Source organism: Streptomyces sp. NPDC057623 (assembly GCF_042800355.1).
Lineage (GTDB): Bacteria > Actinomycetota > Actinomycetes > Streptomycetales > Streptomycetaceae > Streptomyces.
Map to the genome: position 1 here is coordinate 1 of NZ_JBHVGZ010000091.1, position 24,824 is coordinate 24,824.

21 protein-coding genes, 4 tRNA genes and 1 pseudogene are annotated in these 24,824 nt (G+C 70.3%); 14 read left to right on the forward strand and 12 right to left on the reverse strand.

The features are described 5' to 3' along the window. The 5 genes and pseudogenes from ACFU95_RS45295 to ACFU95_RS45315 all read left to right on the forward strand — a co-directional run. Positions 1-684 (forward strand): annotated as a pseudogene (locus ACFU95_RS45295) (DNA polymerase III subunit gamma and tau); the annotation flags it as partial. Positions 685-800: 116 nt separating this feature from the next. Then, positions 801-2,054, forward strand: coding sequence for a phosphoribosylamine--glycine ligase (purD, locus tag ACFU95_RS45300; RefSeq protein ID WP_383841797.1), 1,254 nt, complete (start codon positions 801-803; stop codon positions 2,052-2,054). A 380-nt stretch (positions 2,055-2,434) separates the two neighbouring features. After that, positions 2,435-4,570 (forward strand): hypothetical protein, encoded by a 2,136-nt coding sequence (locus ACFU95_RS45305; protein WP_383841870.1) that lies wholly within the window; start codon positions 2,435-2,437, stop codon positions 4,568-4,570. A gap of 296 nt (positions 4,571-4,866) precedes the next feature. Continuing rightward, the gene (locus ACFU95_RS45310; protein WP_383841799.1) at positions 4,867-6,357 is read left to right on the forward strand and encodes a N,N-dimethylformamidase beta subunit family domain-containing protein; all 1,491 of its coding nucleotides are present in this window, start codon (positions 4,867-4,869) and stop codon (positions 6,355-6,357) included. A gap of 95 nt (positions 6,358-6,452) precedes the next feature. Further along, complete coding sequence (locus ACFU95_RS45315; RefSeq protein WP_383841802.1) at positions 6,453-7,352, forward strand: phosphoribosylaminoimidazolesuccinocarboxamide synthase; 900 nt, start codon at positions 6,453-6,455, stop codon at positions 7,350-7,352. A gap of 74 nt (positions 7,353-7,426) precedes the next feature. Here ACFU95_RS45315 and ACFU95_RS45320 read toward each other — a convergent pair. The 8 genes from ACFU95_RS45320 to ACFU95_RS45355 form a co-directional block, all read right to left on the reverse strand. Beyond that, positions 7,427-7,502, reverse strand: a tRNA-Gly gene (locus ACFU95_RS45320). A gap of 22 nt (positions 7,503-7,524) precedes the next feature. Next, positions 7,525-8,139, reverse strand: a complete 615-nt coding sequence (locus ACFU95_RS45325) for a response regulator (protein WP_383841805.1) — start codon at positions 8,137-8,139, stop codon at positions 7,525-7,527. Then, positions 8,136-9,380, reverse strand: a complete 1,245-nt coding sequence (locus ACFU95_RS45330; protein ID WP_383841808.1) for a sensor histidine kinase — start codon at positions 9,378-9,380, stop codon at positions 8,136-8,138. Before ACFU95_RS45330 ends, ACFU95_RS45325 begins: the two co-directional genes overlap by 4 nt. 16 nt (positions 9,381-9,396) lie before the next feature. Beyond that, positions 9,397-10,173 carry an ABC transporter permease gene (locus ACFU95_RS45335; RefSeq protein WP_383841811.1) on the reverse strand — a complete coding sequence of 259 codons (777 nt, stop codon included), beginning with the start codon at positions 10,171-10,173 and terminating at the stop codon, positions 9,397-9,399. Then, on the reverse strand, positions 10,170-11,129 hold the full coding sequence (locus ACFU95_RS45340; protein WP_383841814.1) for an ABC transporter ATP-binding protein: 960 nt from the start codon (positions 11,127-11,129) through the stop codon (positions 10,170-10,172). Before ACFU95_RS45340 ends, ACFU95_RS45335 begins: the two co-directional genes overlap by 4 nt. Before the next feature lie 167 nt (positions 11,130-11,296). Further along, positions 11,297-11,369, reverse strand: a tRNA-Gly gene (locus ACFU95_RS45345). Between the two features lie 96 nt (positions 11,370-11,465). Beyond that, positions 11,466-11,537, reverse strand: a tRNA-Gly gene (locus tag ACFU95_RS45350). 157 nt (positions 11,538-11,694) lie between these two features. Next, positions 11,695-12,012, reverse strand: a complete 318-nt coding sequence (locus ACFU95_RS45355) for an Lsr2 family protein (protein WP_030049706.1) — start codon at positions 12,010-12,012, stop codon at positions 11,695-11,697. Positions 12,013-12,323: 311 nt separating this feature from the next. Here ACFU95_RS45355 and purS point away from each other — a divergent pair, with 311 nt between their 5' ends. The 7 genes from purS (at position 12,324) to purM (ending at position 20,018) form a co-directional block, all read left to right on the forward strand. After that, positions 12,324-12,587 carry a phosphoribosylformylglycinamidine synthase subunit PurS gene (gene purS, locus ACFU95_RS45360; protein WP_019982969.1) on the forward strand — a complete coding sequence of 88 codons (264 nt, stop codon included), beginning with the start codon at positions 12,324-12,326 and terminating at the stop codon, positions 12,585-12,587. Continuing rightward, entirely contained in the window at positions 12,584-13,264 is a 681-nt protein-coding gene (gene purQ / locus ACFU95_RS45365; protein ID WP_383841817.1) for a phosphoribosylformylglycinamidine synthase subunit PurQ, read from the forward strand. Before purS ends, purQ begins: the two co-directional genes overlap by 4 nt. Further along, entirely contained in the window at positions 13,261-15,519 is a 2,259-nt protein-coding gene (purL, locus tag ACFU95_RS45370; RefSeq protein WP_383841820.1) for a phosphoribosylformylglycinamidine synthase subunit PurL, read from the forward strand. The genes purQ and purL overlap by 4 nt, the downstream gene beginning before the upstream one ends. Positions 15,520-15,621: 102 nt before the next feature. Beyond that, on the forward strand, positions 15,622-16,419 hold the full coding sequence (locus ACFU95_RS45375) for a sterol carrier family protein (protein ID WP_383841823.1): 798 nt from the start codon (positions 15,622-15,624) through the stop codon (positions 16,417-16,419). Positions 16,420-16,520: 101 nt separating this feature from the next. Beyond that, complete coding sequence (locus tag ACFU95_RS45380) at positions 16,521-17,294, forward strand: META domain-containing protein (protein WP_383841826.1); 774 nt, start codon at positions 16,521-16,523, stop codon at positions 17,292-17,294. 61 nt (positions 17,295-17,355) lie between these two features. Beyond that, the gene (purF, locus tag ACFU95_RS45385) at positions 17,356-18,885 is read left to right on the forward strand and encodes an amidophosphoribosyltransferase (RefSeq protein ID WP_383841829.1); all 1,530 of its coding nucleotides are present in this window, start codon (positions 17,356-17,358) and stop codon (positions 18,883-18,885) included. Positions 18,886-18,950: 65 nt separating this feature from the next. Next, entirely contained in the window at positions 18,951-20,018 is a 1,068-nt protein-coding gene (gene purM / locus ACFU95_RS45390) for a phosphoribosylformylglycinamidine cyclo-ligase (protein ID WP_383841832.1), read from the forward strand. Positions 20,019-20,090: 72 nt separating this feature from the next. Here purM and ACFU95_RS45395 read toward each other — a convergent pair whose 3' ends face one another. Both ACFU95_RS45395 and ACFU95_RS45400 read right to left on the reverse strand, forming a co-directional pair. After that, the gene (locus ACFU95_RS45395; protein WP_383841835.1) at positions 20,091-20,351 is read right to left on the reverse strand and encodes a DUF3073 domain-containing protein; all 261 of its coding nucleotides are present in this window, start codon (positions 20,349-20,351) and stop codon (positions 20,091-20,093) included. 319 nt (positions 20,352-20,670) lie between these two features. Continuing rightward, positions 20,671-21,759, reverse strand: a complete 1,089-nt coding sequence (locus tag ACFU95_RS45400) for a Leu/Phe/Val dehydrogenase (protein WP_383841838.1) — start codon at positions 21,757-21,759, stop codon at positions 20,671-20,673. Positions 21,760-21,979: 220 nt separating this feature from the next. On the opposite strand from ACFU95_RS45400, the gene ACFU95_RS45405 reads away from it, so the two are divergent. Both ACFU95_RS45405 and bldC read left to right on the forward strand, forming a co-directional pair. Beyond that, positions 21,980-22,822: a hypothetical protein gene (locus ACFU95_RS45405; protein WP_383841841.1), complete on the forward strand. Its 843-nt coding sequence runs from the start codon at positions 21,980-21,982 to the stop codon at positions 22,820-22,822. Between the two features lie 567 nt (positions 22,823-23,389). After that, positions 23,390-23,596, forward strand: a complete 207-nt coding sequence (bldC, locus tag ACFU95_RS45410; RefSeq protein WP_003949541.1) for a developmental transcriptional regulator BldC — start codon at positions 23,390-23,392, stop codon at positions 23,594-23,596. A gap of 492 nt (positions 23,597-24,088) precedes the next feature. On the opposite strand, the gene ACFU95_RS45415 is transcribed toward bldC, so the two are convergent. Together ACFU95_RS45415 and ACFU95_RS45420 are read right to left on the reverse strand one after the other, a co-directional pair. Beyond that, positions 24,089-24,292, reverse strand: coding sequence for a DUF6274 family protein (locus tag ACFU95_RS45415; RefSeq protein ID WP_383841844.1), 204 nt, complete (start codon positions 24,290-24,292; stop codon positions 24,089-24,091). Positions 24,293-24,679: 387 nt separating this feature from the next. Beyond that, a tRNA-Asp gene (locus ACFU95_RS45420) sits at positions 24,680-24,754 on the reverse strand. Positions 24,755-24,824 lie beyond the last annotated feature (70 nt).

Sequence of the window (24,824 nt, forward strand, 5' to 3'; positions counted from 1 at the left end):
GCCCCGGCCCCGTCGAGCGGCGCCCCCGCACCGCAGCCCGCGGCGCCCGCACCCGCTCCCCCCGCGGGCGCGGCGCCCACCTACGCCCCCCCGAGCGGCGGCGTCGACCCCCGCGTGCTCTGGCCGAACATTCTGGAGGCGGTCAAGAACCGTCGCCGCTTCACCTGGATCCTGCTCAGCCAGAACGCCCAGGTGACCGGGTTCGACGGCACCACCCTCCAACTCGGCTTCGTGAACGCCGGCGCGCGCGACAACTTCTCCGGCAGCGGCAGCGAGGACGTCCTGCGACAGGCGCTGTCCGAGCAGTTCAACGTCCAGTGGAAGATCGAGGCCGTCATCGACCCGTCGGGCGGGGGATCGGCTCCGCCGCCACCGGGTGGTTCCTCCGGCTTCGGCGGCGGTGGCGGCGGTTACGGCGGTGGCGGTACGTCCGCCCAGCGCCCGGCACCCGCCCAGCCGACGCCCACGGCACCCACCCCGCCTCCGTCGTCCCCGGCGCCGACCGCCGCCCCCGCCCCGGCGTCGCGGCCCTCCTCCGCCCCGGAGCCGCCGCCCCCGGTGTCCATCGAGGACGACATCCCGGAGGACGACGATCCCGACCTCAACGAGTCGGCGCTGTCCGGCTACGAGCTGATCGTGCGGGAGCTGGGAGCGACGGTGGTGGAGGAGTTCACGAACGAGTAATGAGGACCGAGTAGCGGGAGGGGACCCGCACCGCACCCGCGAGTTGGAGGAACGTACAGGTCGTCAACGCCCGGCCCCTCATCGTCCTGCACAAGAACCCCGTTAGGCTGACCCCCGTGAAGGTCCTCGTCATCGGTAACGGCGCCCGCGAACACGCCCTGTGCCGCTCCCTGTCCCTCGACCCCGACGTCACCGCGCTGCACTGCGCCCCCGGCAACGCCGGTATCGCCGAGGTCGCCGAGCTGCACCAGGTCGACGCCCTGGACGGCAAGGCCGTCTCCGCGCTGGCCACGGAACTCGGCGCCGACCTCGTGGTCGTAGGCCCGGAGGCACCGCTCGTCGCCGGGGTCGCCGACGCCGTGCGCGAGGCGGGCATCCCGGTCTTCGGCCCCTCCGGGGAGGCCGCGGAGATCGAGGGTTCCAAGGCGTTCGCCAAGGACGTGATGGCGGCGGCCGGCGTCCCGACGGCCCGCTCCTACGTCTGTACGACGCCCGAGGAGGTCGACGAGGCCCTCGACGCCTTCGGCGCCCCGTACGTCGTGAAGGACGACGGTCTCGCCGCCGGCAAGGGCGTCGTCGTGACCGCCGACCTCGATGCGGCCAGGGCGCACGCCAACTCCTGCGAGCGCGTCGTCATCGAGGAGTTCCTCGACGGCCCCGAGGTCTCCCTCTTCGCCATCACCGACGGCGAGACGGTGCTCCCGCTCCAGCCCGCCCAGGACTTCAAGCGGGCGCTCGACGGGGACGAGGGCCCGAACACCGGCGGCATGGGCGCGTACTCTCCGCTCCCGTGGGCCGACCCGAAGCTGGTCGAGGAGGTCCTGGAGACGGTTCTGCAGCCGACCGTCGACGAGATGCGCCGCCGCGGCACCCCGTTCTCCGGCCTGCTCTACGCCGGTCTCGCGATCACCTCGCGGGGCGTCCGGGTCATCGAGTTCAACGCACGCTTCGGCGACCCCGAGACGCAGGTCGTCCTGGCCCGTCTGAAGACCCCGCTGGCCGGCGTCCTGCTGGCCGCCGCCAAGGGCGACCTCGCCGACCTGGAGCCCCTGCGCTGGAGCGACGAGGCCGCGGTCACCGTGGTCGTCGCCTCGCACAACTACCCCGGCACCCCGCGCACCGGTGACCCGATCACCGGCCTCGACGAGGTGGCCGCCGAGGACGCCCCGCACGCCTTTGTCCTGCACGCCGGTACCAAGCGGGACGGCGACGCGATCGTGAGCGCCGGTGGCCGTGTCCTGTCCGTCACGGCGACCGGCAAGGACCTCACCAAGGCCCGCGACCGCGCGTACCGGGCCGTGGCCCGCATCGGGCTCGACGGCTCCCAGCACCGCACGGACATCGCGGCGAAGGCGGCGGAAGGCGCGTAGCCACCCCGAGTGCCCGCCCCGGATGAACCCCGAAGGCCCCGAATCCGTCTCAGGATTCGGGGCCTGACCCATGCCGGGAGCACGCCCGGAGCAGGCCCGGAGCAGGCCCGGAAGCAGGCCCCGGAGCAGGCCGGTATCGGGGGCCTGATCCTTGCTGTCCGTCATCCACCTTTCCCCAAAGCCATTCCATCGAGTGACCGATGCCCCATCCGGCTGACGTGGGCCGAAGCCCCAACTAGGGTGCGGCGCAAGCGTTCCGGCACTTGGCCCACCGGCATTGCGATGTCAGTGGTGGGTGCCACAGTGGGGGAGTGAGCAGAGCCAGGACAGTTCGGACAGCCAGGGCAGCGCGGAGGGGGTGAGGTCCGGCCGTGACCGGTATGGGTGTCGAGGTGGGCGCGCAGGCGGCGCGCGCACGTGCCATGGCCGTGCTGCGGGTCCGCAGCCGTGCGCTGGCGGTGGCGGTGCTGCCCGCGGCGTTCGCCGTGGTGCTGCTCGCCGGAGCCTCCTCCGGCCATCTCGTCGGCTCGGGCTGGCACGCCGCGCGCTGGGTCGTCACCCCCGTCGCCGTCCTCGTTCTGCTGGCCGCCGCCGTCATCGCCCTGGTCGTCGCCCGCTCCCGTCCCGCCGTCAGCCCGACGGTCCCGATCGGTGAGGAGCAGGCCCCGGACCTGTACCGGATGGTGCGCGACCTCGCCGACCGCCTCGACGTCCCCGCCCCGTCCGCGATAGCCCTGACCCCGGACTGCGACAGCTGGCTGGAGGACCGGACCCACCGGTCCCACGGCCCACCGCCGACCGAGGCACGCGACGAGGACGGGCTCAACGGTCTGCACGGCGGAAGCACCCGAGCCGCCCACCGCCGTACGCCCGAAGCCCCCGTGCTCGTGATCGGCTCCCCGTTCCTGTGGTGGATGCGCGTCGGTGAGCTCCGCGCGGTCCTCGCCCCGGTCGTCGCCGGTACGGGACCCTCGGCGCACCCGGACATAGCCCAGGCCCGGCGCTTCGTCCGGGGCCTGGACGCCGCCGTGGCCGTCGCGTCGACGCGCGGCCGTTGTCCGGGGTCCAGGGCGGTGTGCGCGGGCATCGGCTGGGTCGCGCGGCTGATGCTGCGCAGTTGCCGGGACCACGCCGCCGAGATGGAGCGGGGAGTGGCCGCCGCGGCCGCCGAGCGCGCACAGGCTGTGGACTATGGGCTGCGGATCGTCGCCCAGGAACAGGTCGGGCTGGCGTACGCGGGCTGGGACCGGCTGCTGACGCGGGTCGCGTTGCCCGCCTGGCGGATGGGCCGCTGGCCGTCCCGGCTGGACGCGGGCGTCGTCGCCGCACTCACCGAACTGTCCCGGAGGGACCGGCTGGCCGAGGGCTTCGCCTCCCGGCTGGGTGAGCGCCCCGCCTGTGACCTGCTCGAAGAGCCCGGCACGATCGACGAGGCCGCCTCACTCCTGGCCGCCCGCCTCTTCCACGGCGGCCCCGCCGAGGTCGGCCCGGACTGGTCCCCGGTGGGCTGGCAGGAGTACCCGGAAGAGGTCGTCGACCGTAAGTGGCGTACGGACGCGGCCCGCCTCCACCGGGTCCTCGACGCCCTCGGCGTCCGCCGCACCACCGAGGGCACCACCCCGGAGGCCGACGGCCCGACCCTGTCCCGGGTCCTGGACCACCTGTCCTCCCCACCGGACGCCCCAGCCGCCTGGCTCCCCGACGCCCCCGCTGACCTGGACCGGGCACCCGAAGCGCACGCTGACCTGGACCGGGCACCCGAAGCGCACGCCGACCAGGCTCAGCCCGGCGAAGCGCCCGCCGCCCCCGGTCCGGCTCCCGAAGCGCCCGCCGACCGGGCCGAGCCTCCTGAAGCGCACGCCAACCCCGCTCAGCCCCCCGCAGCACCCTCCCCCAACGGGCAAGCGATTACCCGGCCCCTCCCCGACGCCCCGCCCGCAAGGCTCCCCGAGGCCCCCGAGGCCCCCGAGGCCCCCGAGGCCCCCGAGGCCCCCGAGCCCCCCGAGTCGCCTGAGCCGACCGGGCCCCCCAAGCCCCCCAAGCCCCCCAAGTCCTCCAAGCCCCCCAAAGCCCCCTATGCGGCCATGGCCGAGGACCACCCCGGTGACGACGACCCGGAAACCGAGCGAAGCTCCGCTCTCGCCGCCGGCCTGACCGCCGAGCTGGCCCGCGAGGAGGCCGCCGCCCCCGCGGAGCAGAAGGCGTCCCCGGTCCCCGGCACCACCCTCCTCGACACCGGCGGCCTCCCCCTCTTTCCGCTCCAGCCGCCCCGGACCTCCCGCGAGTTGCTCACCGACCATGTAACGGCCATGGTGTGCTGCGCCGCGATGGACACCGCCGGTGCGACCCCGGGCCTCGACTGGCTGGACGGCCCCACGCTCCTCATCAACGGCGCCCGGGCGGCCGACCTGACCCCCAGAGTCCTCAGCCTCATCGAGGACGGTGACCCCGCGCCTCTGCGCGCCTGGCTGGTGGAGTCGGGCATACGCCCGGAGAAGCCGGTCCGCCTGGTCTGACGGCGGCCACGCACGCCGTATGCGGCCGGAACCCCCGGTTCCACTTTCGGCCAATTCGCAACGAATAGTGACAGGATGCGCGCGGAATGTGATGTGCTGGGATCGATAGCGCACATGGCAAGGGCTTGCGACATACGACAGACACACAAACGCCCATGTCGCACGGCAGAAACCGCAGGCACACGCGGCACTCACAGCACTCGCACCACATTCGGAGCGCTCACACGACAGCGAGCGTCCGCGCGACGCACCACCACGGACGCACGGCCACGGGGGAACGAGGGAGGGGTATGGCCATGGGGTCGGAGCAGATCCGCCGCTGGGAGTCGGGGGCACTCGCGCACGCTGTGACGGACCCCTTCGGTCAGGGCCCCGTCCCCTGGCTGCGCGGCAACGTGACGTACTTCGACGACACCGGCCAGGTCGTCCCCTGGTACCTCGACGGACAGGCCCACCCCCCGACGTCGGGCACCCCGAGGGTCCCGGCTCCCCGCAGCGCCGGCCCCCGTTCCGCCGACGACGTCCACCGCCAGATCAAGGGCTTCACGTCCACCGGGGCCGTCTCCCCGGGCGAGGCCGTCGACTTCCACATCACCGTCGATCCGCCCCAGGAATTCGCCGTCGACGTCTACCGCATCGGCCACTACGGCGGTGACGGCGCCGCGAAGATCACCACCAGCCCTCGTCTCTCGGGCATCGTCCAGCCCGCGCCGCTGGCCGCCGACCGCACGGTCTCCTGCCACCACTGGTGGCTGTCCTGGCGCCTGCAGATCCCCTCGTACTGGAGCATCGGCGCGTATGTGGCCGTCCTCACCACGGCCGACGGCTACCGCTCCCACATCCCCTTCACGGTCCGTGACAACCACCCCACGGACCTGCTCCTGCTCCTCCCCGACGTCACCTGGCAGGCGTACAACCTCTACCCCGAGGACGGCCGCACCGGCGCCAGCCTCTACCACGCCTGGGACGAGAGCGGCCGCCTGCTCGGCGAGAAGGACGCCGCCACGACCGTGTCCTTCGACCGCCCGTACGCGGGCGCGGGCCTGCCCCTGCACGTCGGCCACGCCTACGACTTCATCCGCTGGGCCGAGCGCTACGGCTACGACGTCGCCTACGCCGACGCCCGCGACCTGCACGCGGGCCACGTCGACCCCACCCGCTACCGCGGCCTGGTCTTCCCCGGCCACGACGAGTACTGGTCGTCGAGCATGCGCCGCACGGTCGAGCTGGCCCGGGAGAACGGCACGTCACTCGTCTTCCTCTCCGCCAACTCCATGTACTGGCAGGTGGAGTTGGGCCCCTCCCCGTCCGGGGTACCCGACCGCCTGATGACCTGCCGCAAACGCCAGGGCCCGGGCCGCCCGGTGCTCTGGCGTGAGATCGACCGCCCCGAGCAGGAGGTGATCGGCATCCAGTACGCGGGTCAGGTCCCCGAGCCCCACCCCCTGATCGTCCGCAACGCCGACCACTGGCTGTGGGAAGCGACCGGCGCCCATGAGGGCGACGAGATCGAGGGCCTGGTCGCGGGCGAGGCCGACCGCTACTTCCCGCGCACCCCGCTGCCGGACCACGAGGAGCGGATCCTGCTCGCCCACTCCCCGTACACCGACCGCGAGGGAGCCCTCCGCCACCAGGAGACGTCCCTGTACCGCGCACCCTCCGGCGCCCTGATCTTCGCGTCCGGAACCTTCGCCTGGTCCCCGTCCCTGGACCGTCCGGGCCACGTCGACGCCCGTGTCCAGCGCGCCACGGCCAACCTCCTGGACCGCATCTGCAAACGTGACTGAGCTCGTCGACAAAGCCCCTCACCCCACCCCCCACCAAGACCGATCTCCGGCATACGGGAGAATCGAGCCGTTGGACAGAACCACGGGGAGGAACCGTGTCCGGATTCGTAGAAAAGCCCGAGCCGATCCAGGTTCCGGGCCTGGTGCACCTGCACACCGGCAAGGTGCGCGAGCTGTACCAGAACGAGGCCGGCGACCTCGTGATGGTCGCCAGTGACCGCATGTCCGCCTATGACTGGGTGCTGCCGACCGAGATCCCCGACAAGGGCCGCATCCTCACGCAGCTCTCCCTGTGGTGGTTCGACCAGCTCGCCGACCTGGTCCCCAACCACGTGCTCAGCACCGACGTGCCGGCCGGCGCCCCCGCCGACTGGGCGGGCCGCACCCTCGTCTGCAAGTCGCTCCAGATGGTCCCGGTGGAGGCCGTGGCCCGCGGCTACCTCACCGGCTCCGGCCTGGTAGAGTACAACGAGTCCCGCACCGTCTGCGGCCTCGCCCTCCCCGAGGGCCTCGTCGACGGCAGCGAGCTCCCCGCCCCGATCTTCACCCCGGCCACCAAGGCCGCGGTCGGCGAGCACGACGAGAACGTCTCCTACGAGGAGGTCGCCCGCCAGGTCGGCGCCGACACCGCCGCGCAGCTGCGCCAGGCGACCCTCGCCGTCTACGCCCGCGGCCGGGACATCGCCCGCGACCGCGGCATCATCCTCGCGGACACCAAGTTCGAGTTCGGTTTCGACGGGGAGACGCTGATCATCGCCGACGAGGTCCTCACCCCGGACTCCTCCCGCTTCTGGCCGGCCGACCAGTGGGAGCCGGGCCGCGCGCAGCCGTCGTACGACAAGCAGTTCGTGCGCGACTGGCTGACCTCGCCGGCCTCCGGCTGGGACCGCAAGAGCGAGCAGCCCCCGCCGCCGCTGCCGCAGGAGGTCGTGGACGCGACCCGCGCGAAGTACGTGGAGGCGTACGAGCGCCTGACCGGCATCAGCTGGTCGTGACGCGCGAGCCCCCGGCGCGGAGACGCGGTCGGGGGCAACGCAAAAGCCCCCGGCCGGAACCGGGGGCTTTCAACTGGAGCGAACGACGAGGTTCGAACTCGCGACCTCAACCTTGGCAAGGTTGCGCTCTACCAACTGAGCTACGTTCGCATGCGCCGAAGCGCGAGAACCACTATACCCAACCCCGCTCCCGGGCGAGCCGCACCGCCGCGTGCCGGTTCTCCGCGCCGAGCTTCGAGACGGCCGACGACAGATAGTTCCGCACGGTCCCCTGCGACAGCGCCGCCCGCTCCGCGATCTCCGCGACAGGCGCCCCGTCGGCGGCGAGTTCCAGCACCTCGGCCTCCCGCGCGGTCAGCGGCGAGTCCCCGGCCGCGATGGCGTCGGCGGCCAACTCCGGGTCGACGTAGCGGTTTCCGGCGTGCACGGTACGGATGATCTCCGCGAGCCGCTGAGCGCTGACGGTCTTCGGGACGAACCCGCGCACACCCGCCGCAAGGGCCCGCTTCAGATGCCCGGGCCGCCCGTGACTGGTCACGATCAACACCCGGCAGCCGGGCAGTTCGGCCCGCAGAGATGTGGCGACCTTCACACCGTCCGCTCCCGGCATCTGAAGATCGAGAACGGCCACGTCCGGGGCGTGCGCCCGTGCCATCGCCAGCGCCTCCGGCCCGCTCGCCGCCTCGGCGACGATCACGAGGTCGTCCTCCAGGGAGAGCAGGGTGGCGAGCGCGCCCCGGATCAGATGCTCGTCGTCGGCGAGCAGCAGCCGTACGGGCCCGGTCATACGGTGACCTCCCGCACAGCCGCTCCCGCCAACGGCACCTCCGCCACCAGCCGGAACATCGCGTCGCCGACGCGACCGGCGTCCAGAGTCCCGTCCACGGCGGCCAGCCGCTCCCGCAGCCCGGCGAGCCCGGAGCCCCCACTTCCGCCGGAGCCCCCACCCTCGTCGGAGGCCCCGTCGGCCCCGTCGTTCTCCACCGTCAACACCACGCGCCCCTCGCTCACCCGTACCCCCACCGAACACTGCCCGGCATTCCCGTGCCGCAGCACATTGGTGGTTGCCTCGCGGACCACCCAGGCCAGCGCCGACTGCACCTCGACGGGCAGCCCGACCGCCCGGCCGGTCACCCGGCTCTCGATCCCGGCCGCCGTCAACACCCCCTGCGCACCGGCCAGTTCGACCTCCAGGTCGGCCTCCCGGTAGCCGCGTACGACATCCCGCACCTCGCGCTGCGACTCGCCCGCGATCCGCTGCACCTCGATCATCTGCTCCACGGCCTCGGCCCGCCCGCGTCGCGCGAGCTGCACGGCGAGTTCGCTCTTCAGGGCGATGACCGACAGATTCCGCCCCATAACGTCGTGCAGGTCCCGCCCGAACCGCAGCCGCTCCTCGGCCACGGCGAGCCGGGCGCGGGTCTCGCGGGCCTCGTCGAGTTCGTAGACCGCTTTGAGGAGCCAGACCGAGAAGACGGCGATGAAGGCGAAGATGCCGCTGCCGAGCAGCGAGATCAGGGCGATGACCAGCGCGGCGAAAACGGACCGGCTGATCAGGAGCACGAAGAGCCCCGCGCCCGCCGCGAAGCCCGCGGCGAGCGCGCACACGCGCCTGCGGCGGCGTACCCCCAGCGTGATGATGCCCACCCCGAAGAACATGACGGCGCCGAATACGCTGCCCGCAGCGGAGTCGACGCCGTCGCCCTTCGGGCCGTACTCGACGACGGCGAGACCTGTGGCCGCGACGGCCGCGGTGACGGCCCCGAGCGCCCACATCGGCCGTAGGGGCTGTTCACGCCGATCGCACACCCAGTCCAGAGCCCGCGACACGACCAGGGCGCTGACCGCCGCGTGCGCGCACACGACGAGCAGCAGCCAGCTGCCCAGCCGGGACGACATCTCGCCGATGACCGGCAGCGCGACCGAGACGACCTCCATCACCGCGAAGAAGTGGAAGGACCACCTTGTGTACGTCTCCACCTTCGCCGGGGTGCTCTTCCCCCGCCACCACGTGCCCGGCCCGCGCATGCGCTGTCCCCCTGCCTCAGTGCCGTGGCTCCCATCGGAACCACCGTCGCACAGCCAACACGCCCAGGACCGTCCAGGCCAGCCCGGTCAGCACGGGACCGATCGCCTCGTACGCCGACAGGTCGCCGGTCCAGCCACCCCGCAGCAGGGTGATCACCGGAGTCAGCGGCAGGAACTCGCACACCGATGCCACCCGGTCCGGCAGCACCTCCAGGGGGACGAACATCCCGGAGAAGATCATGGAGAGGAACACCACGGGCAGTGTCGTGACCTGCGCACTCTCCACAGTACGGGTGAACGAGGCGGTCACGGCGCCCAGCGACGCGCACAGGACGACCCCCAACAGCAGGCCCAGCACGGCGAGATGCGGAGCCTCGGGTGCGCCCACGTCGAGCAGGACGGCGCAGCCGACCGCCAGCACCAGGCTCTGCGCGATGCCCGTGACCACGGCCGGCAGCGCGGCCGCGGCCAGGATCTCCGTGTCCTTCAGTTCGCCGGTGCGCAGCCGCTTGAGAACGAGTTCCTCACGCCGTGCGGTGTAGACGGAGACGAGCGTGGCGTACACCGCGTAGAGCAGTGAGAAGCCGATCGAGGCGGGCAGGACGACCGTGCCGAGGGAGAGGCCGGCCTCCGCCAGGTCCATCCCCTTCGCCGCCTCCCGCACGCTGAAGGGCAGCAGAAGCGGCACGAACATCGCCGCGAACAGCGTGCCCCTGCTGCGCCCGAGCAGCGTCACCTCCGCGCGGGCCAACGCCGTCATGCGTCCTACGGGGGTGGTCATCGCCGTGCTCATGCCGCGTACTCCTTCTTCTCGGCGGCGCCGGCCGCCTCCCGCGCGATCCCCAGGAACGCCTCCTCCAGCGACGCCGGCCGTACGTCCAGCCGCCGCAGCTCCACCCCCGCCGTGTCGGCCCACACCAGGAGCCGGGTCGCGGTCCGCTGCAACTCGTGCGTCCGCAGCCGTACGACACGACCGTCGATCTCGTGCTCGCGCACGCCCATGTCGTCGAGGGGCGGCAGGTCACCCACGAAGTAGCCCTGGGGCAGCTCGAAGGTGATCCGCGAGGGCTGGGCCGCCGTCACCTCGGCCGGCGTCCCGGCGGCGGCGATGCGTCCCTCGTGCAGGATCGCGAGCCGGTCGGCGAGGTTCTCGGCCTCTTCCAGGTAGTGCGTGGTCAGCAGCACGGTCGTCCCGGCGTCGCGCAGTTCCCCCACCAACTCCCAGGTGTCCCGCCGCCCTTCGGCGTCGAGCCCGGTCGTCGGCTCGTCCAGGAAGAGCACCTCGGGCCTGCCGAGCAGCGCGAGCGCCAGGTCCAGCCGCCGCCGTTCACCGCCGGACAGCTGCTTCACCCGCACCCCGGCCCGCCGCCCGAGCCCGACCAGGTCCAGCGCCTCGGCCTCGGGCATGGCCCCGCTCACACACCCCGCCCACATCCGCGCGGTCTCGGCGACGGTCAGCTCGGACGGAAAGCCGCCCTCCTGAAGCATCACCCCGGTCCGGGGCCGTACGGCGGCCCGCTCGGCGTAGGGATCGTGCCCGAGCACCCGCACCCGTCCCCCGGCCGGCCGGGCGAGCCCTTCGAGCAGTTCGACGGTCGATGTCTTGCCGGCACCGTTGGTGCCGAGCAGCGCGAAGATCTCCCCGCGGCCCACGGAGAACGTGATTCCACGGACCGCTTCGAACCCGCCCCCGTACACACGCCGCAGGTCAGTGACCTCAATCACGTGTTCGTGTTCGTTTCCGTTCATGGCTCCAGCGTCCCGGCGATACAAGGCCGACAGCAGTGCGCGCTGTCACCACTCCGCATGACAAATGTCAGGGGGGCGATCAAGCGGAGACGTGGATACATCACAGGGATACAGCACGTGGATACATGAAAAGACCCCGGTCCATCAGGACCGGGGTCTCATTCCCGAGCGGACGACGAGGCTCGAACTCGCGACCTCAACCTTGGCAAGGTTGCGCTCTACCAACTGAGCTACGTCCGCATTGCCCGCGACCACCAGACTGTAACAAGCACAGCCACTGATCGGTGCGAGCACCAGCCTACCTGATCCACAACTGTGGTCGGTACGACGGTGCAGAGCGGGTGACAGGAATTGCACACTGCGCCTTCCCCCTGGAAGGGGGATGTTCTACTACTGAACTACACCCGCATGCTCGGCGAGCTGGACTTTTTCTGTCCCGCCCGGCGGCGTGCTCCAGACATTAGCTGATCAGCAGGGGGGTAGCGCAAGTCGGTTGTCGCACCGGCTCAAGTCGGCGGTCCTCAAGGCCTGCTGACGGGCCCTGAGGACACGGCTTCGGCCCGCCTCACTGCGCCGAGGCGAACGCTTCGTAGACCTTCTTGGGGATGCGGCCGCGGGCCGGCACCTCCATCTTGTTGGCCTGGGCCCAGGCCCGGACGGCCGCCGGGTCCGGGGCGACCTCGGTCTGCTTGTACGCCTTGCCCGACCTCGACCGCTTGCGGCCGGCGTCCACGTAGGGCGCGAGCGCCTTACGCAGTTTCTTGGCATTGGCTTCATTCAGGTCGATCTCGTACGACTTGCCGTCGAGTCCGAAGGCGATCGTTTCCGCCGCTTCTGAGCCGTCGATGTCGTCAAAGAGAGTGACCACGACCTTCTGCGCCACGAATATCGGTCCCTTCGTCCGGCACCTCATGCAGCTCAGCTGCGACGACGTGCCGAGTCTCGGCTATTTGCCAATTCATTTGTACAGTGCCCGGCAATGCAATGTGAAGCCCGACTAAATCTGCCCGCGTGTCCCGAGCGCAATAGCTATCCGGGACTGATCGGGGATCTTTCCCGTAACTTTTCGTGAACACCCCCGTCCGATACCGGATCGTGACGGCCATCACGTAGCTTCCTACAACTCTACTCGCGTAGAAATTTTGTACGGGTAGTCTGAAGGAACCTGCTCAGCACCACACACCGGGAGTGCCAGTGGCACGCGTCGTAGTCGACGTCATGCTCAAGCCGGAGATCCTCGACCCCCAGGGCCAGGCGGTGCAGCGCGCACTGCCGCGGCTGGGTTTCGAAGGTATCTCCGACGTACGTCAGGGAAAGCGTTTCGAACTGGAAGTTGACGGGCCGGTCGACGACGCCGCGCTCGCCCGCATCCACGATCTTGCGGAATCTTTCCTCGCCAACACCGTGATCGAGGACTTCACCGTGAAGGTGGAAGAAGTCGCGGAGGCCGCGAAGTGACCGCTCGTATTGGCGTCGTCACTTTCCCGGGGAGTCTCGACGACCGGGACACCCAGCGCGCGATCCGCCTCGCGGGTGCCGAACCGGTCGCCCTCTGGCACAAGGACAAGGACCTCAAGCAGGTCGACGCCGTGGTGCTGCCCGGCGGTTTCTCCTACGGCGACTATCTGCGGGCCGGCGCCATCTCCCGGTTCTCGCCGGTGATGGAGACGGTCATCGAGCAGGCGAAGGCGGGCCTTCCGGTCCTCGGTATCTGCAACGGCTTCCAGGTCCTCACCGAGGCCCACCTCCTCCCGGGCGGGATGCTCGGCAACGACCACCTGCACTTCATCTGCCGTGACCAGAAGCTGCGGGTGGAGAACGCGGAGACCTCCTGGACCGTGGACTACGAGTCCGGCCAGGAGATCCACATCCCGCTGAAGAACATGGACGGCCGGTACGTCGCCGACCAGTACACGCTGGACAAGCTGGAGGCCGAGGGCCGGGTCGCGTTCCGCTACGTCGACTTCAACCCGAACGGCTCGCTCAACGACATCGCCGGCATCACCAACGAGGCCGGGAACGTCGTGGGCCTGATGCCGCACCCGGAGCACGCCGTCGAGCCGCTCATCGGGTCGGGCCGCACCGACGGCCTCCCCTTCTTCACGTCGATCCTCAAGAAGCTGGTCAACGCATGAGCCGGACGCCTCTGGACACGGTCGAGCACGCGGCCGCGACCCCCGACGTCGAGCTGCCCTGGGCCGAGCTCGGTCTGAAGAAGGACGAGTACGAGCGGGTCGTGGAGATCCTCGGCCGCCGCCCGACCGGCGCCGAACTCGCCATGTACTCGGTCATGTGGTCCGAGCACTGCTCGTACAAGTCCTCCAAGGTCCACCTCCGCCAGTTCGGCGAGAAGGCCCCCGAGTCCGACGCGATGCTCGTCGGTATCGGCGAGAACGCCGGTGTGGTGGACGTCGGCCAGGGTTACGCCGTGACCTTCAAGGTCGAGTCGCACAACCACCCCTCGTACGTCGAGCCCTACCAGGGCGCGGCCACGGGTGTCGGCGGCATCGTGCGCGACATCATCGCGATGGGCGCGCGTCCGGTGGCGGTCGTGGACCCGCTGCGGTTCGGTGCCGCTGATCACCCCGACACCAAGCGGGTGCTCCCCGGCGTCGTCGCCGGCATCGGCGGCTACGGCAACTGCCTGGGCCTGCCGAACATCGGCGGCGAGGTTGTCTTCGACTCCTGCTACCAGGGGAACCCGCTGGTCAACGCCGGTGCCATCGGTGTGATGCGGCACGAGGACATCCACCTGGCGAAGGCGTCCGGCGCGGGCAACAAGGTCATCCTGTACGGGGCCCGGACGGGTGGTGACGGCATCGGCGGCGCGTCGATCCTCGCCTCCGAGACCTTCGACGACGCCAAGCCGAGCAAGCGCCCGGCGGTCCAGGTCGGCGACCCCTTCCAGGAGAAGCTGCTCATCGAGTGCACCCTGGAGGCGTTCGCCGAGAAGCTGGTCGTCGGCATCCAGGACCTGGGCGCGGCGGGCCTGTCGTGCGCCACGTCCGAGCTGGCCTCGAACGGCTCCGGCGGCATGCGCGTGACCCTGGACGACGTACCCCTGCGTGACTCCACGCTCTCGCCCGAGGAAATCCTCATGAGCGAGTCGCAGGAAAGGATGTGCGCGGTCGTCGAGCCGGCGAAGGTCGACCGGTTCCTGGAGATCTGCGAGAAGTGGGACGTCATCGCCACCGTCATCGGTGAGGTGACCGACGGCGACCGTCTGGAGATCTACTGGCACGGCGGCAAGATCGTCGACGTCGACCCGCGCACCGTGGCGCACGAGGGCCCGGTCTACGAGCGTCCGTACGCCCGCCCGTCCTGGCAGGACGAGCTCCAGGCCGACGACGCGAACAAGCTGCCGCGGCCGGGGACCTCGCAGGAGCTGAAGGACCAGGTGCTGAAGCTGGTCGGCTCCCCGAACCAGGCCTCCAAGAAGTGGATCACCTCGCAGTACGACCACTTCGTGCAGGGCAACACCGTCCTCGCGCAGCCCGAGGACTCCGGCATGATCCGCATCGACGAGGCCACCGGCCTCGGCGTGGCCATCGCGACGGACGGCAACGGCCGGTACGCGAAGCTGGACCCGTACCACGGTGCCCAGCTGGCGCTGTCGGAGGCGTACCGCAACGTCGCCACGACCGGCGCCAAGCCGCTCGCGGTCTCCGACTGCCTGAACTTCGGCTCGCCCGAGGACCCGGCGGTGATGTGGCAGTTCGCGGAGGCGGTGCGCGGACTGGCGGACGCCTGCCAGCAGTTGGGCACGCCGGTCACGGGCGGCAACGTCTCGCTCTACAACCAGACCGGCGAGGTCGCCATCCACCCGACCCCCGTGGTCGCGGTCCTCGGCGTCATCGACGACGTGGCGCGCCGCACGCCGGTCGCCTTCCAGGAGGACGGCCAGCTGCTGTACCTCCTCGGCGACACGCGTGAGGAGTTCGGCGGTTCGGCCTGGTCGCAGGTGGTCCACGACCACCTGGGCGGCCTGCCCCCGCAGGTGGACCTGGAGCGCGAGCGCCTGCTCGCCGAGATCCTGATCTCCGCCTCCCGCGACGGCATGATCGACTCCGCGCACGACCTTTCCGACGGCGGTCTGATCCAGGCGGTCGTCGAGTCGGCGCTGCTCGGCGGCAAGGGCGCGCGTCTGGTCGTACCGGACGGCCTGGACGCCTTCACCCTCCTCTTCTCCGAGTCGGCGGGGCGCGCGGTCGTCGCCGTGCCGCGCTCCGAGGAGCTCCGCTTCAACGACATGTGCGGTGCGCGGGGCCTGCCGGTCACCCGCATCGGTGTCGTCGACGGCGACTCCGTCGAGCTCCAGGGCGAGTTCGCCCTCTCCCTCGAGGAACTGCGCGTGGCGCACGAGGAGACGATCCCGGCGCTGCTGGCGTAGTCGGGGGTACGACCCGAAGGTCCCGTCCGGTCAACGGACGGGACCTTCTCGGCTCACCGGAGGCGCCCACGACGCGGTCGCAGCCCGCATAGGCTGCCGTGCATGCCCCCGGCCAAGAAGCGTGCCCGCGCCTACGACCCCGCCAAGATCCGGACCGCGGTGCTCACCCAGCTCGGGCACGTACGGCCGGCCGTGCGCGCCCTCACCGACGAGCAGCTCGCGCTCCCCACCCGGCTGCCGGGCTGGACCGTGCGGGACCTGGCCGCGCACGTGACCATGGCCGTGGAGAGCGTCAGCCGCAATCTCGACCGCGAGGAACCGGCGAAGGCCGAGCTCACCCTTCTCCAGTGGCCCTTCGCGACAGCCGCCCGTGCCGACGACATCGCCGACGGCACCCGCGACCTCGCCGCCGCCCACCCCGACCTCGACGCGCTCTACGCCCGCACCGGGGAACGCCTCACGCACCGGCTGGCGGACGCCCCGGGTGACCGGCTCCTCGCCACCCGCACCGGCGCCATGACCCTCGCCGACCACCTCGTCACCCGTACCGTCGAGCTCGTCGTCCACACCGACGACCTCAACGCCGCCGTCCCCGGTCTCGACATCCCGTTCGACCGCCAGGCCCTCGCCGCCTGCACCCGCCTGCTCGCCGACGCCCTCGCCGCGAAGGCGCCCGGCGGTTCGACCGAGGTGCGGATCCCGCCGTATGCCGTGGTGCAGTGCGTCGAGGGGCCGAGGCACACCCGGGGGACCCCGCCCAACGTCGTCGAGACCGACCCGCTGACCTGGATCCGGCTCGCGACCGGCCGGGTGACGTGGCAGGACGCGCTGGCGGAGGCCAAGGTGAGCGCGAGCGGGGAGCGGGCCGACCTGAGCGGGCTGCTGCCGCTCCTGGGCTGACCCGTGGCCGTCCCGGACCAGCCCCCGGCCAGCGGAACCGCGCGGAACCAGTCCCGTGTCCCTCCCGTCCCACCGGCATGAACACACTCGGCACTCTTGGCATGGACAAGCAGCGACTGGCCGCGGCCCTCGCCGCGCTGACCCTCCTTCCGCTCGCCGCCGCCTGCGGCAGCGAGGACGCGGGCAGCGAGTCCGTCGGCTCCGGGGCCTCGGCCTCCGTCACCGGCGCCTACTGGGCGGTCGACGACGTCACCGTCGACGGCAAGAAGAGCGCCGCCCCGAGCGACGCCTACCTGCGGATCGCCGACGGCGGCGAGGTCAAGGGCAACCTCGGCTGCAACAACTTCGGCGCCGACGCGGCCTTCGCCGACAGCCACGTCAGCTTCGACCAGGTGCAGGCGACCGAGATGGCCTGTGAGGGCGTCCCGGCCGACTTCGAGCAGACCCTCGCCCGCACCCTGGCCGACGGCGACCTCACCACCGAGGTCGACGGCGACAAGCTGACCCTCACCACGGCGGACGGCGACCGCGTCGCCCTCACCAAGGAGGAGGCCGCCCCGCTCAAGGGCACGAAGTGGAACATCACCAGCCCGGACGCCGACGGCAAGGCACACCTCACGTTCGACGAGAAGACCGGACTGGTCAGCGGCAGCCTCGGCTGCAACAAGGTGAAGGCCGAGGCGACGGTCCGCGACGGCCGTATCACGCTCGGCACCGCGTCCACCACGCGAATGATGTGCGACACCTCACTCATGAAGACGGAGAAGACCCTCCTGGGCCTCTTCGACAGCACGGTGAAATACGGACTGGATCATCGCACCCTCACTCTGACCAGCGAAAACGGCGAGCGTGTGAACGCGACAGCCGCCGAGTGATCCTTTACGGTCGCGTATCCCCAATTCGGACCAGTGGTCGATCTCGCCTACACTCGGAGCCGTGCCACGTGGTGACGGTCGACTCAATCACGATCTACTTCCCGGCGAGAAGGGCCCCCAGGACGCGTGTGGCGTCTTCGGTGTCTGGGCTCCGGGTGAAGAGGTCGCAAAGCTCACGTACTTCGGGCTCTACGCCCTCCAGCATCGGGGCCAGGAATCCGCGGGAATCGCGGTCAGCAACGGCTCCCAGATCCTCGTCTTCAAGGACATGGGCCTCGTGTCCCAGGTCTTCGACGAGACCTCGCTCGGTTCGCTCCAGGGTCACATCGCGGTCGGACACGCCCGCTACTCGACCACCGGCGCCTCCGTGTGGGAGAACGCCCAGCCGACGTTCCGCGCCACCGCGCACGGTTCCATCGCGCTCGGCCACAACGGCAACCTGGTCAACACGGCGCAGCTCGCCGAGATGGTCGCCGACCTCCCCAAGCAGGAGGGCGGCCGCACCCCGCGCGTCGCGGCCACCAACGACACCGACCTGCTGACCGCTCTGCTCGCGGCCCAGGTCGACGAGGACGGCAAGCCGCTGACCATCGAGGAGGCCGCCCACACGGTCCTTCCGCAGGTCAAGGGCGCCTTCAGCCTCGTCTTCATGGACGAGAACACCCTCTACGCCGCCCGCGACCCGCAGGGCATCCGCCCGCTGGTCCTCGGCCGCCTGGAGCGCGGCTGGGTCGCCGCGTCCGAGTCCGCCGCCCTCGACATCTGCGGCGCGAGCTTCGTCCGCGAGATCGAGCCGGGCGAGTTCGTCGCCATCGACGAGAACGGCCTGCGCAGCTCGCGATTCGCGGAAGCGAAGCCCAAGGGCTGTGTCTTCGAATACGTGTACCTGGCCCGCCCGGACACCGACATCGCCGGCCGGAACGTCTACCTCTCCCGCGTGGAGATGGGCCGCAAGCTCGCGAAGGAAGCCCCGGTCGACGCCGACCTGGTCATAGCGACCCCGGAGTCCGGCACCCCGGCGGCAATCGGTTACGCGGAGGCCAGCGGCATCCCGTTCGGTGCGGGTCTGGTGAAGAACGCGTACGTCGGACGTACGTTCATCCAGCCCTCCCAGACCATCCGCCAGCTCGGCATCCGCCTGAAGCTGAACCCGCTGAAGGAAGTCATCAAGGGCAAGCGTCTGGTCGTCGTCGACGACTCGATCGTGCGCGGCAACACCCAGCGCGCCCTGGTCCGCATGCTCCGCGAGGCGGGAGCCGCGGAGGTCCACATCCGGATCTCCTCTCCGCCCGTGAAGTGGCCCTGCTTCTTCGGCATCGACTTCGCGACCCGTGCCGAGCTCATCGCCAACGGCATGTCCATCGACGAGATCGGCACCTCGCTGGGCGCCGACTCCCTGTCCTACATCTCCATCGACGGCATGATCGAGGCGACCACCATCGCCAAGCCGAACCTCTGCCGCGCCTGCTTCGACGGCGAGTACCCGATGGAGCTCCCCGACCCCGAGCTGCTCGGCAAGCAGCTCCTGGAGACGGAGCTGGCCGCCGGCCCGGCCGCCACGGCCGCCTCCGACGCGATCCGCCGCCCGTAGTACCGGGCCCGTGCTGTGCTTTTTTAAGAAACGCCTGCCGTACGACACGAAGGTTCTCTACTGCCATGTCTGAGACAACTGGTGCCAGCTACGCAGCCGCGGGCGTCGACATCGAAGCGGGCGACCGCGCGGTCGAGCTGATGAAGGAGTGGGTGAAGAAGACCCAGCGCCCCGAGGTCCTCGGCGGCCTCGGCGGTTTCGCCGGCCTCTTCGACGCCTCCGCCCTCAAGCGCTACGAGCGTCCCCTCCTCGCCTCCGCCACCGACGGCGTCGGCACCAAGGTCGACGTCGCCCGTCAGATGGGCGTCTACGACACCATCGGCCACGACCTGGTCGCCATGGTCATGGACGACATCGTGGTGTGCGGTGCCGAGCCGCTGTTCATGACCGACTACATCTGCGTCGGCAAGGTCCACCCCGAGCGTGTCGCCGCCATCGTCAAGGGCATCGCCGAGGGCTGTGTCCTCGCCGGCTGCGCGCTGGTCGGCGGCGAGACCGCCGAGCACCCCGGTCTGCTGGGCGAGGACGACTTCGACGTCGCCGGCGCCGGTACGGGTGTCGTGGAGGCCGACCGGCTGCTGGGCCCCGATCGCATCCGTAAGGGTGACGCGGTGATCGCCATGGCGGCATCCGGCCTTCACTCGAACGGGTACTCGCTGGTCCGCCACGTCCTGCTGAACCAGGCCGGTCTCGCCCTGGACACCCGGATCGACGAACTGGGCCGCACCCTCGGCGAGGAGCTGCTGGAGCCGACGAAGATCTACTCGCTGGACTGTCTGGCCCTCACCCGCACCACGGACGTACACGCGTACAGCCACGTCACGGGCGGCGGTCTGGCCGCCAACCTGGCCCGGGTGATCCCGGACCACCTGCACGCGACCGTCGACCGCACCACCTGGACCCCGGCCCCGATCTTCGACCTCGTCGGCAGGACGGGTCAGGTCGAGCGCCTGGAGCTGGAGAAGACCCTGAACATGGGCGTCGGCATGATCGCGATCGTGCCGGAGGAGTCCACCGACGCGGCCCTGGCGACACTGGCCGACCGCGGGGTCGACGCATGGGTCGCCGGCGAGATCACGGACCGTGGCGACCACACCACGGGTGCCGAGTTGGTCGGAGACTACGCGGGCTGACGCCTGCCGAGGCAGTGCAAAACCCGGTCTGGCGGAGAACCGCTCAGGACCGGGTCAGGCACTGCTGGACAGTCAAGCGCCGCGGCGTTGTTGCGACGTGGGACCGGACTCGTCGTCCTCGTCATCCTCATCGTCGTCGTTGTAGAGATCCGCGTACTGGGCGTACGGGTCGTCTTCTTCGTCCTCGTCCTCGAACGGCTCGCCGTTCGGCGGCTGGCTCGAAGTCGAAGCGCCCAGCTCGTTGGCCAGACGCGACAGGTCAGTCCCGCCGCTGTTGTACTTCAGCTGGCGGGCGACCTTCGTCTGCTTGGCCTTGGCCCGGCCGCGCCCCATGGCTCGACCCCCTCGGTGACGGGGCTCGACGGCCCCAGAGTCTTGACACGCGTTCATGATCTGGAACGGACTCTCCTCGGAGAGACCGGTCCGTAGGGCTTCCACGGTACCTGAGCCCGCGCCCATACGGTACGTCGCCCGCAGCACGCGCGTGTGCACAGGACCTTCGAGGCGCCCCGTCCTCGCTGGTCAACCGCGATTTTAACCACTTATCGGCGGTCGACCCGCCGGTAGAAGTGAGAGTTCTCTCCAACTGCCCACCGGCGGGTACCGGGCAAACCCGTTTCAGGGGTGATCTTCGGCCGGACAGCGCACCGGATCAGTGCGCCCCGCGAGCCTCCGCCATCCGCTGCTCGGCGATCCGGTCGGCCGCGGCGGCCGGCGGAATCCCGTCCGTCTTCGCACGTGCGAATATGGCCAGCGTGGTGTCGTAGATCTTCGCGGCCTTCGCCTTGCAGCGCTCGAAGTCGAAGCCGTGCAGCTCGTCGGCGACCTGGATGACACCGCCGGCGTTCACCACGTAGTCGGGCGCGTAGAGGATCCCGCGGTCGGCGAGGTCCTTCTCTACGCCCGGGTGGGCGAGCTGGTTGTTGGCCGCGCCGCACACCACCTCGGCGGTCAGCGCCGGGACGGTGTCGTCGTTCAGGGCGCCGCCCAGCGCGCACGGAGCGTAGATGTCGAGGTTGTCGACGCGGATCAGGGTCGCGGTGTCCGCGACGGCCCGTACGCCCGTCGGGTGCGCGGCGAGGATCCGCCCCACGGCCTCCTCGCGCACGTCCGTGATGACGACCTCCGCGCCCTCCGCCCGCAGGTGCTCCACCAGGTGGTGACCGACCTTGCCGACGCCCGCGATGCCGACCGTACGGCCGCGCAGCGACGGGTCGCCCCACTGGTGCTGGGCCGAGGCGCGCATGCCCTGGTAGACGCCGAAGGCGGTGAGCACGGAGGAGTCGCCCGCGCCGCCGTTCTGCGGCGAGCGCCCGGTCGTCCAGCGGCACTCGCGGGCCACGACGTCCATGTCGGCGACGTACGTGCCGACGTCGCACGCGGTGACGTAGCGGCCGCCCAGCGAGGCCACGAACCGGCCGTACGCGAGCAGCAGCTGCTCGGTCTTGATCTTCTCCGGGTCCCCGATGATCACGGCCTTGCCGCCGCCGTGGTCGAGACCGGCCATGGCGTTCTTGTACGACATCCCGCGCGCGAGGTTCAGCGCGTCGGAGACGGCCTCGTCCTCGGTCGCGTACGGGTAGAAGCGCGTACCGCCTAGGGCGGGGCCCAGGGCGGTGGAGTGGATGGCGATGACGGCCTTGAGGCCGCTGGCGCGGTCCTGGCAGAGCACGACTTGCTCATGTCCGCCCTGTTCCGAGTGGAACAGGGTGTGCAGGACGCCGTGTGTTACGTCGGTCACTGTGGTGACTCCTGAGTACTGGCGGCGATTGGAGCGAGCTCCCGTACGGGTGGCGGGGGCTGTGAGCATGAGATTAGACCCGTCGGCACCCGTCCATCCCGCAGTGCTCAGGATCACCTACTCCCGGAGTACAGCCGTGCGACGATTTGCATAGTTTTCCCGCACGTTTGTAAGCGGGTTCCGCGGGTTTTCCTGGCAGACGGCGGGGGAGAGAGCAGGCGTGCCCAAGGTGTCCTCGGTGATCGTCCCGTACGCGACGTATCTGCGCGTCTACGAGCCACTGGCCGCCTTCCCGGAACCGGAGCGCGACCACTGGGCCCGCTACGCCCGCCGCGACGACCGTCCGTCGTACCAGGACGAACTGCGCCGCTCGCTGGCCGACTTGCTGCCCACACCACCCGTCCCCGTGCCCGTCCAGGAGAGCGGCGACGCCTTCGTGGCCGAGGTCGACGGGGTGCTGTGCGTGTGCCCGTGGCGCACCCGGCTGCGCGGCTGGCTGGCGCTCGGGGAGCTGGACGACGAGCTGCCGAAGCCGGTCCTGGACGCGGTGCTGCCGGAGGTCGTACGGCGCCAGGCGGCCCAGGACTACGAACGCTGGCTGGCCCGCAACCCCGACGCCCGGCCCTGGATCCGGACCTCGACCTGGCAGGTGCCGCTGCACTGGTTCGTGCTGGTGTCGGACGAGGAGCGGCGGTTCGACAAGGGCTCGGGCGAGATCCCCCCGATGCTGCGCTACCGGACGCCCATGGTGGAGGCGCGGCGGCGGGTGGCGCGGGCTCTGCGGACGCTGAAGGACGCCATCGACGAGGGGCCGCTCATCGACGGCCTGCTGGACGTCGGACGCTGGCTGGAGGAGTTCCACCCGCGCTCGCTGGTCGAGCTGGACTACGGCGGCCTGGTGCACGCCCTGCCCGCCGGCGAGCTGGAGGACGACCACTCGGCCGCGGATGTGACCCACGGCATTGACGCGCTGCGTCGTGGCGACGGGGAGGCCGCGGGGGTGGCCTACGGGCGGCTCGTGGAGCGCTGGCGGTCCGTGCGGGACCGGCGTTCGGCCAACTGAACGGGCCAGGTGGAGCCCGCCAGTGTGACCTGACGCACTGTGTGACGTAACGAACTGGCGTTTGACGAGACGCCCGTTTTGGGGTTTCGTGCTCGCTCTGAGGTTCCTGATGTCTCGTCAACAAGGGACGTAGGACCCGATACGGGCGTATGCATCAACCATGATTCAACGCGCGTAAGCGTGACGGACCGCACGTACGCGGCCCTTGCGCCCCTAACCCCCCCTCGTGCCAAAATAGGACAAGGAGTCCGGGGAGGACTCCATCTCGACATTGCACGCTTTGGGGGGTCTTGGGACTCCTGCACGCCACTGTGACTGATCGTCACAGTGGCGTGACTGTCCGCTATGGCATGGTCCATCGGCTTCCGTCGCTGATGAACACCTGGGAGGGCAATTCCATCGGTTTGGCCGACGCGGCTGGACAGATGGTGTAGTTGTAGTGCCGAGGACAAGCCGTTCGTCCTATAACCGACTCGACTCGCGTCCGCCATTTCGGGCAACGCGGGTCAAGGTGCAGAATTTAGAGGAAAGAACCGAGAAGGTTCGGTTCTCCCGAGGAGGCCGCTCATGACCGCTCGCACCCCTGATGCCGAGCCGCTGCTGACCCCGGCTGAGGTCGCCACGATGTTCCGCGTCGACCCCAAGACGGTCACGCGGTGGGCGAAGGCCGGGAAGCTTACTTCCATCCGTACGCTCGGCGGACACCGCCGCTACCGCGAGGCTGAGGTCCGCGCTCTGCTCGCGGGCATCCCGCAGCAGCGCAGCGAGGCCTGAACAACTCCATAACCGGGCAAAACGGCAGTTCCCCCAACTTGCCGCGGCGCCCGAACCCTAGCTCCAAGCGACGCGGGTTCTGCCCCAACAGAGCTCACGCCCAAGCCGTCAGAGCTTTTCAGGCACGCAACAAGGGTGCGTCGTAGATCGCGCTGGACTCCGCCGGGTCCAGCGCGATCTTTTTTGTGCGCGGAATGTGTGCCGTCCGGCGGTCCTGTGGGCGGCCTTGTCGGAGTCTGGGGAGGGGTGTCGGATCTCCTGTGGACCCGCCGTGGGTGTCACGGAGCGTGGGCTGGAGGATCCCTAGAAGCTGGTGCAATTGCACATATTAAATTGACCAGTTGTAGGCAGGGTGTAAGTACCGCACTTTCGGAAACTCATGCGGTGACACCCGTCACATGGCTCGGTGCTTGTTGCCTCTGGCCCATGTGCGCTAAAGGGGGACTGGCCTCCAGCGCCCCATGCCAGGGCGGGAGTTGACGTTGGTACGGGTCACGCCGTGGAGGCGGCTTCGCCCTCGGCGACTTCGTCGGGGGCCCGGGTCGTCCAGGTGGTGCCGTGCGGGGCGGAGTCCATCGCCAGCCGTTGCAGGCGGTGGCAGATCGGGCAGTGACGGGTGAGATGTCGGTAGGAGGAGGCGGCTGACAGGTGCGCGCGGAGCAACGCCCGCGTCTCGTGCCTGGTCGATGCCGCCATACGCCACCTCCGTGGGGCCACGCCGGGAAGGTCCCTGATTTCTGGGTACCGAGTGAATGTGACGCCGTCAAGGTGGCGGGCGCCTCTATGAGGGGCTCCGCCGGTTATGCCGGTTCGTGAGCACCCGGCGCCGAAGTGACCGCCCCCTGGGGACCTGCGGCCCCCAGACCCCCGCTTCGGCCCTGAACGGGCCTCGTCCTCAAACGCCGGACGGGCTGATGAGTGCGGGCCGGCGCCGAGAGGGGCGGCGCCCCGGATGGATGCGGGAACGAAGAAGGCCCGCAGACGACGATCTCCATCTTGGCGCGGTGGAGGGTGACGTCGTGTGTCTGGGCGCACGAGTAAGGCCCGCCACCCTTCATCGGGCACGGGCCTTGCTCATCACTGCGGTCCTGACGGGATTTGAACCCGCGGCCTCCACCTTGACAGGGTGGCGAGCACTCCAAACTGCTCCACAGGACCAGGTTTTGCGGCGCTATTCGTGCGTTGCGCTGCGAGAAGAGACTCTACAGGAGGGTGAGCCCACTGGTCG

Excerpts from the sequence above, each read along its gene's own strand:
- ACFU95_RS45305 (WP_383841870.1), top strand. The coding sequence starts at position 2,435 with ATGGGTGTCGAGGTGGGCGCGCAGGCGGCGCGCGCACGTGCCATGGCC.
- ACFU95_RS45310 (WP_383841799.1), top strand. The coding sequence starts at position 4,867 with ATGGGGTCGGAGCAGATCCGCCGCTGGGAGTCGGGGGCACTCGCGCAC.
- ACFU95_RS45325 (WP_383841805.1), bottom strand. The coding sequence starts at position 8,139 with ATGACCGGGCCCGTACGGCTGCTGCTCGCCGACGACGAGCATCTGATC.
- ACFU95_RS45330 (WP_383841808.1), bottom strand. The coding sequence starts at position 9,380 with ATGCGCGGGCCGGGCACGTGGTGGCGGGGGAAGAGCACCCCGGCGAAG.
- ACFU95_RS45335 (WP_383841811.1), bottom strand. The coding sequence starts at position 10,173 with ATGAGCACGGCGATGACCACCCCCGTAGGACGCATGACGGCGTTGGCC.
- ACFU95_RS45340 (WP_383841814.1), bottom strand. The coding sequence starts at position 11,129 with ATGAACGGAAACGAACACGAACACGTGATTGAGGTCACTGACCTGCGG.
- purL (WP_383841820.1), top strand. The coding sequence starts at position 13,261 with ATGAGCCGGACGCCTCTGGACACGGTCGAGCACGCGGCCGCGACCCCC.
- ACFU95_RS45375 (WP_383841823.1), top strand. The coding sequence starts at position 15,622 with ATGCCCCCGGCCAAGAAGCGTGCCCGCGCCTACGACCCCGCCAAGATC.
- ACFU95_RS45380 (WP_383841826.1), top strand. The coding sequence starts at position 16,521 with ATGGACAAGCAGCGACTGGCCGCGGCCCTCGCCGCGCTGACCCTCCTT.
- purM (WP_383841832.1), top strand. The coding sequence starts at position 18,951 with ATGTCTGAGACAACTGGTGCCAGCTACGCAGCCGCGGGCGTCGACATC.
- ACFU95_RS45395 (WP_383841835.1), bottom strand. The coding sequence starts at position 20,351 with ATGGGGCGCGGCCGGGCCAAGGCCAAGCAGACGAAGGTCGCCCGCCAG.
- bldC (WP_003949541.1), top strand. The coding sequence starts at position 23,390 with ATGACCGCTCGCACCCCTGATGCCGAGCCGCTGCTGACCCCGGCTGAG.
- ACFU95_RS45415 (WP_383841844.1), bottom strand. The coding sequence starts at position 24,292 with ATGGCGGCATCGACCAGGCACGAGACGCGGGCGTTGCTCCGCGCGCAC.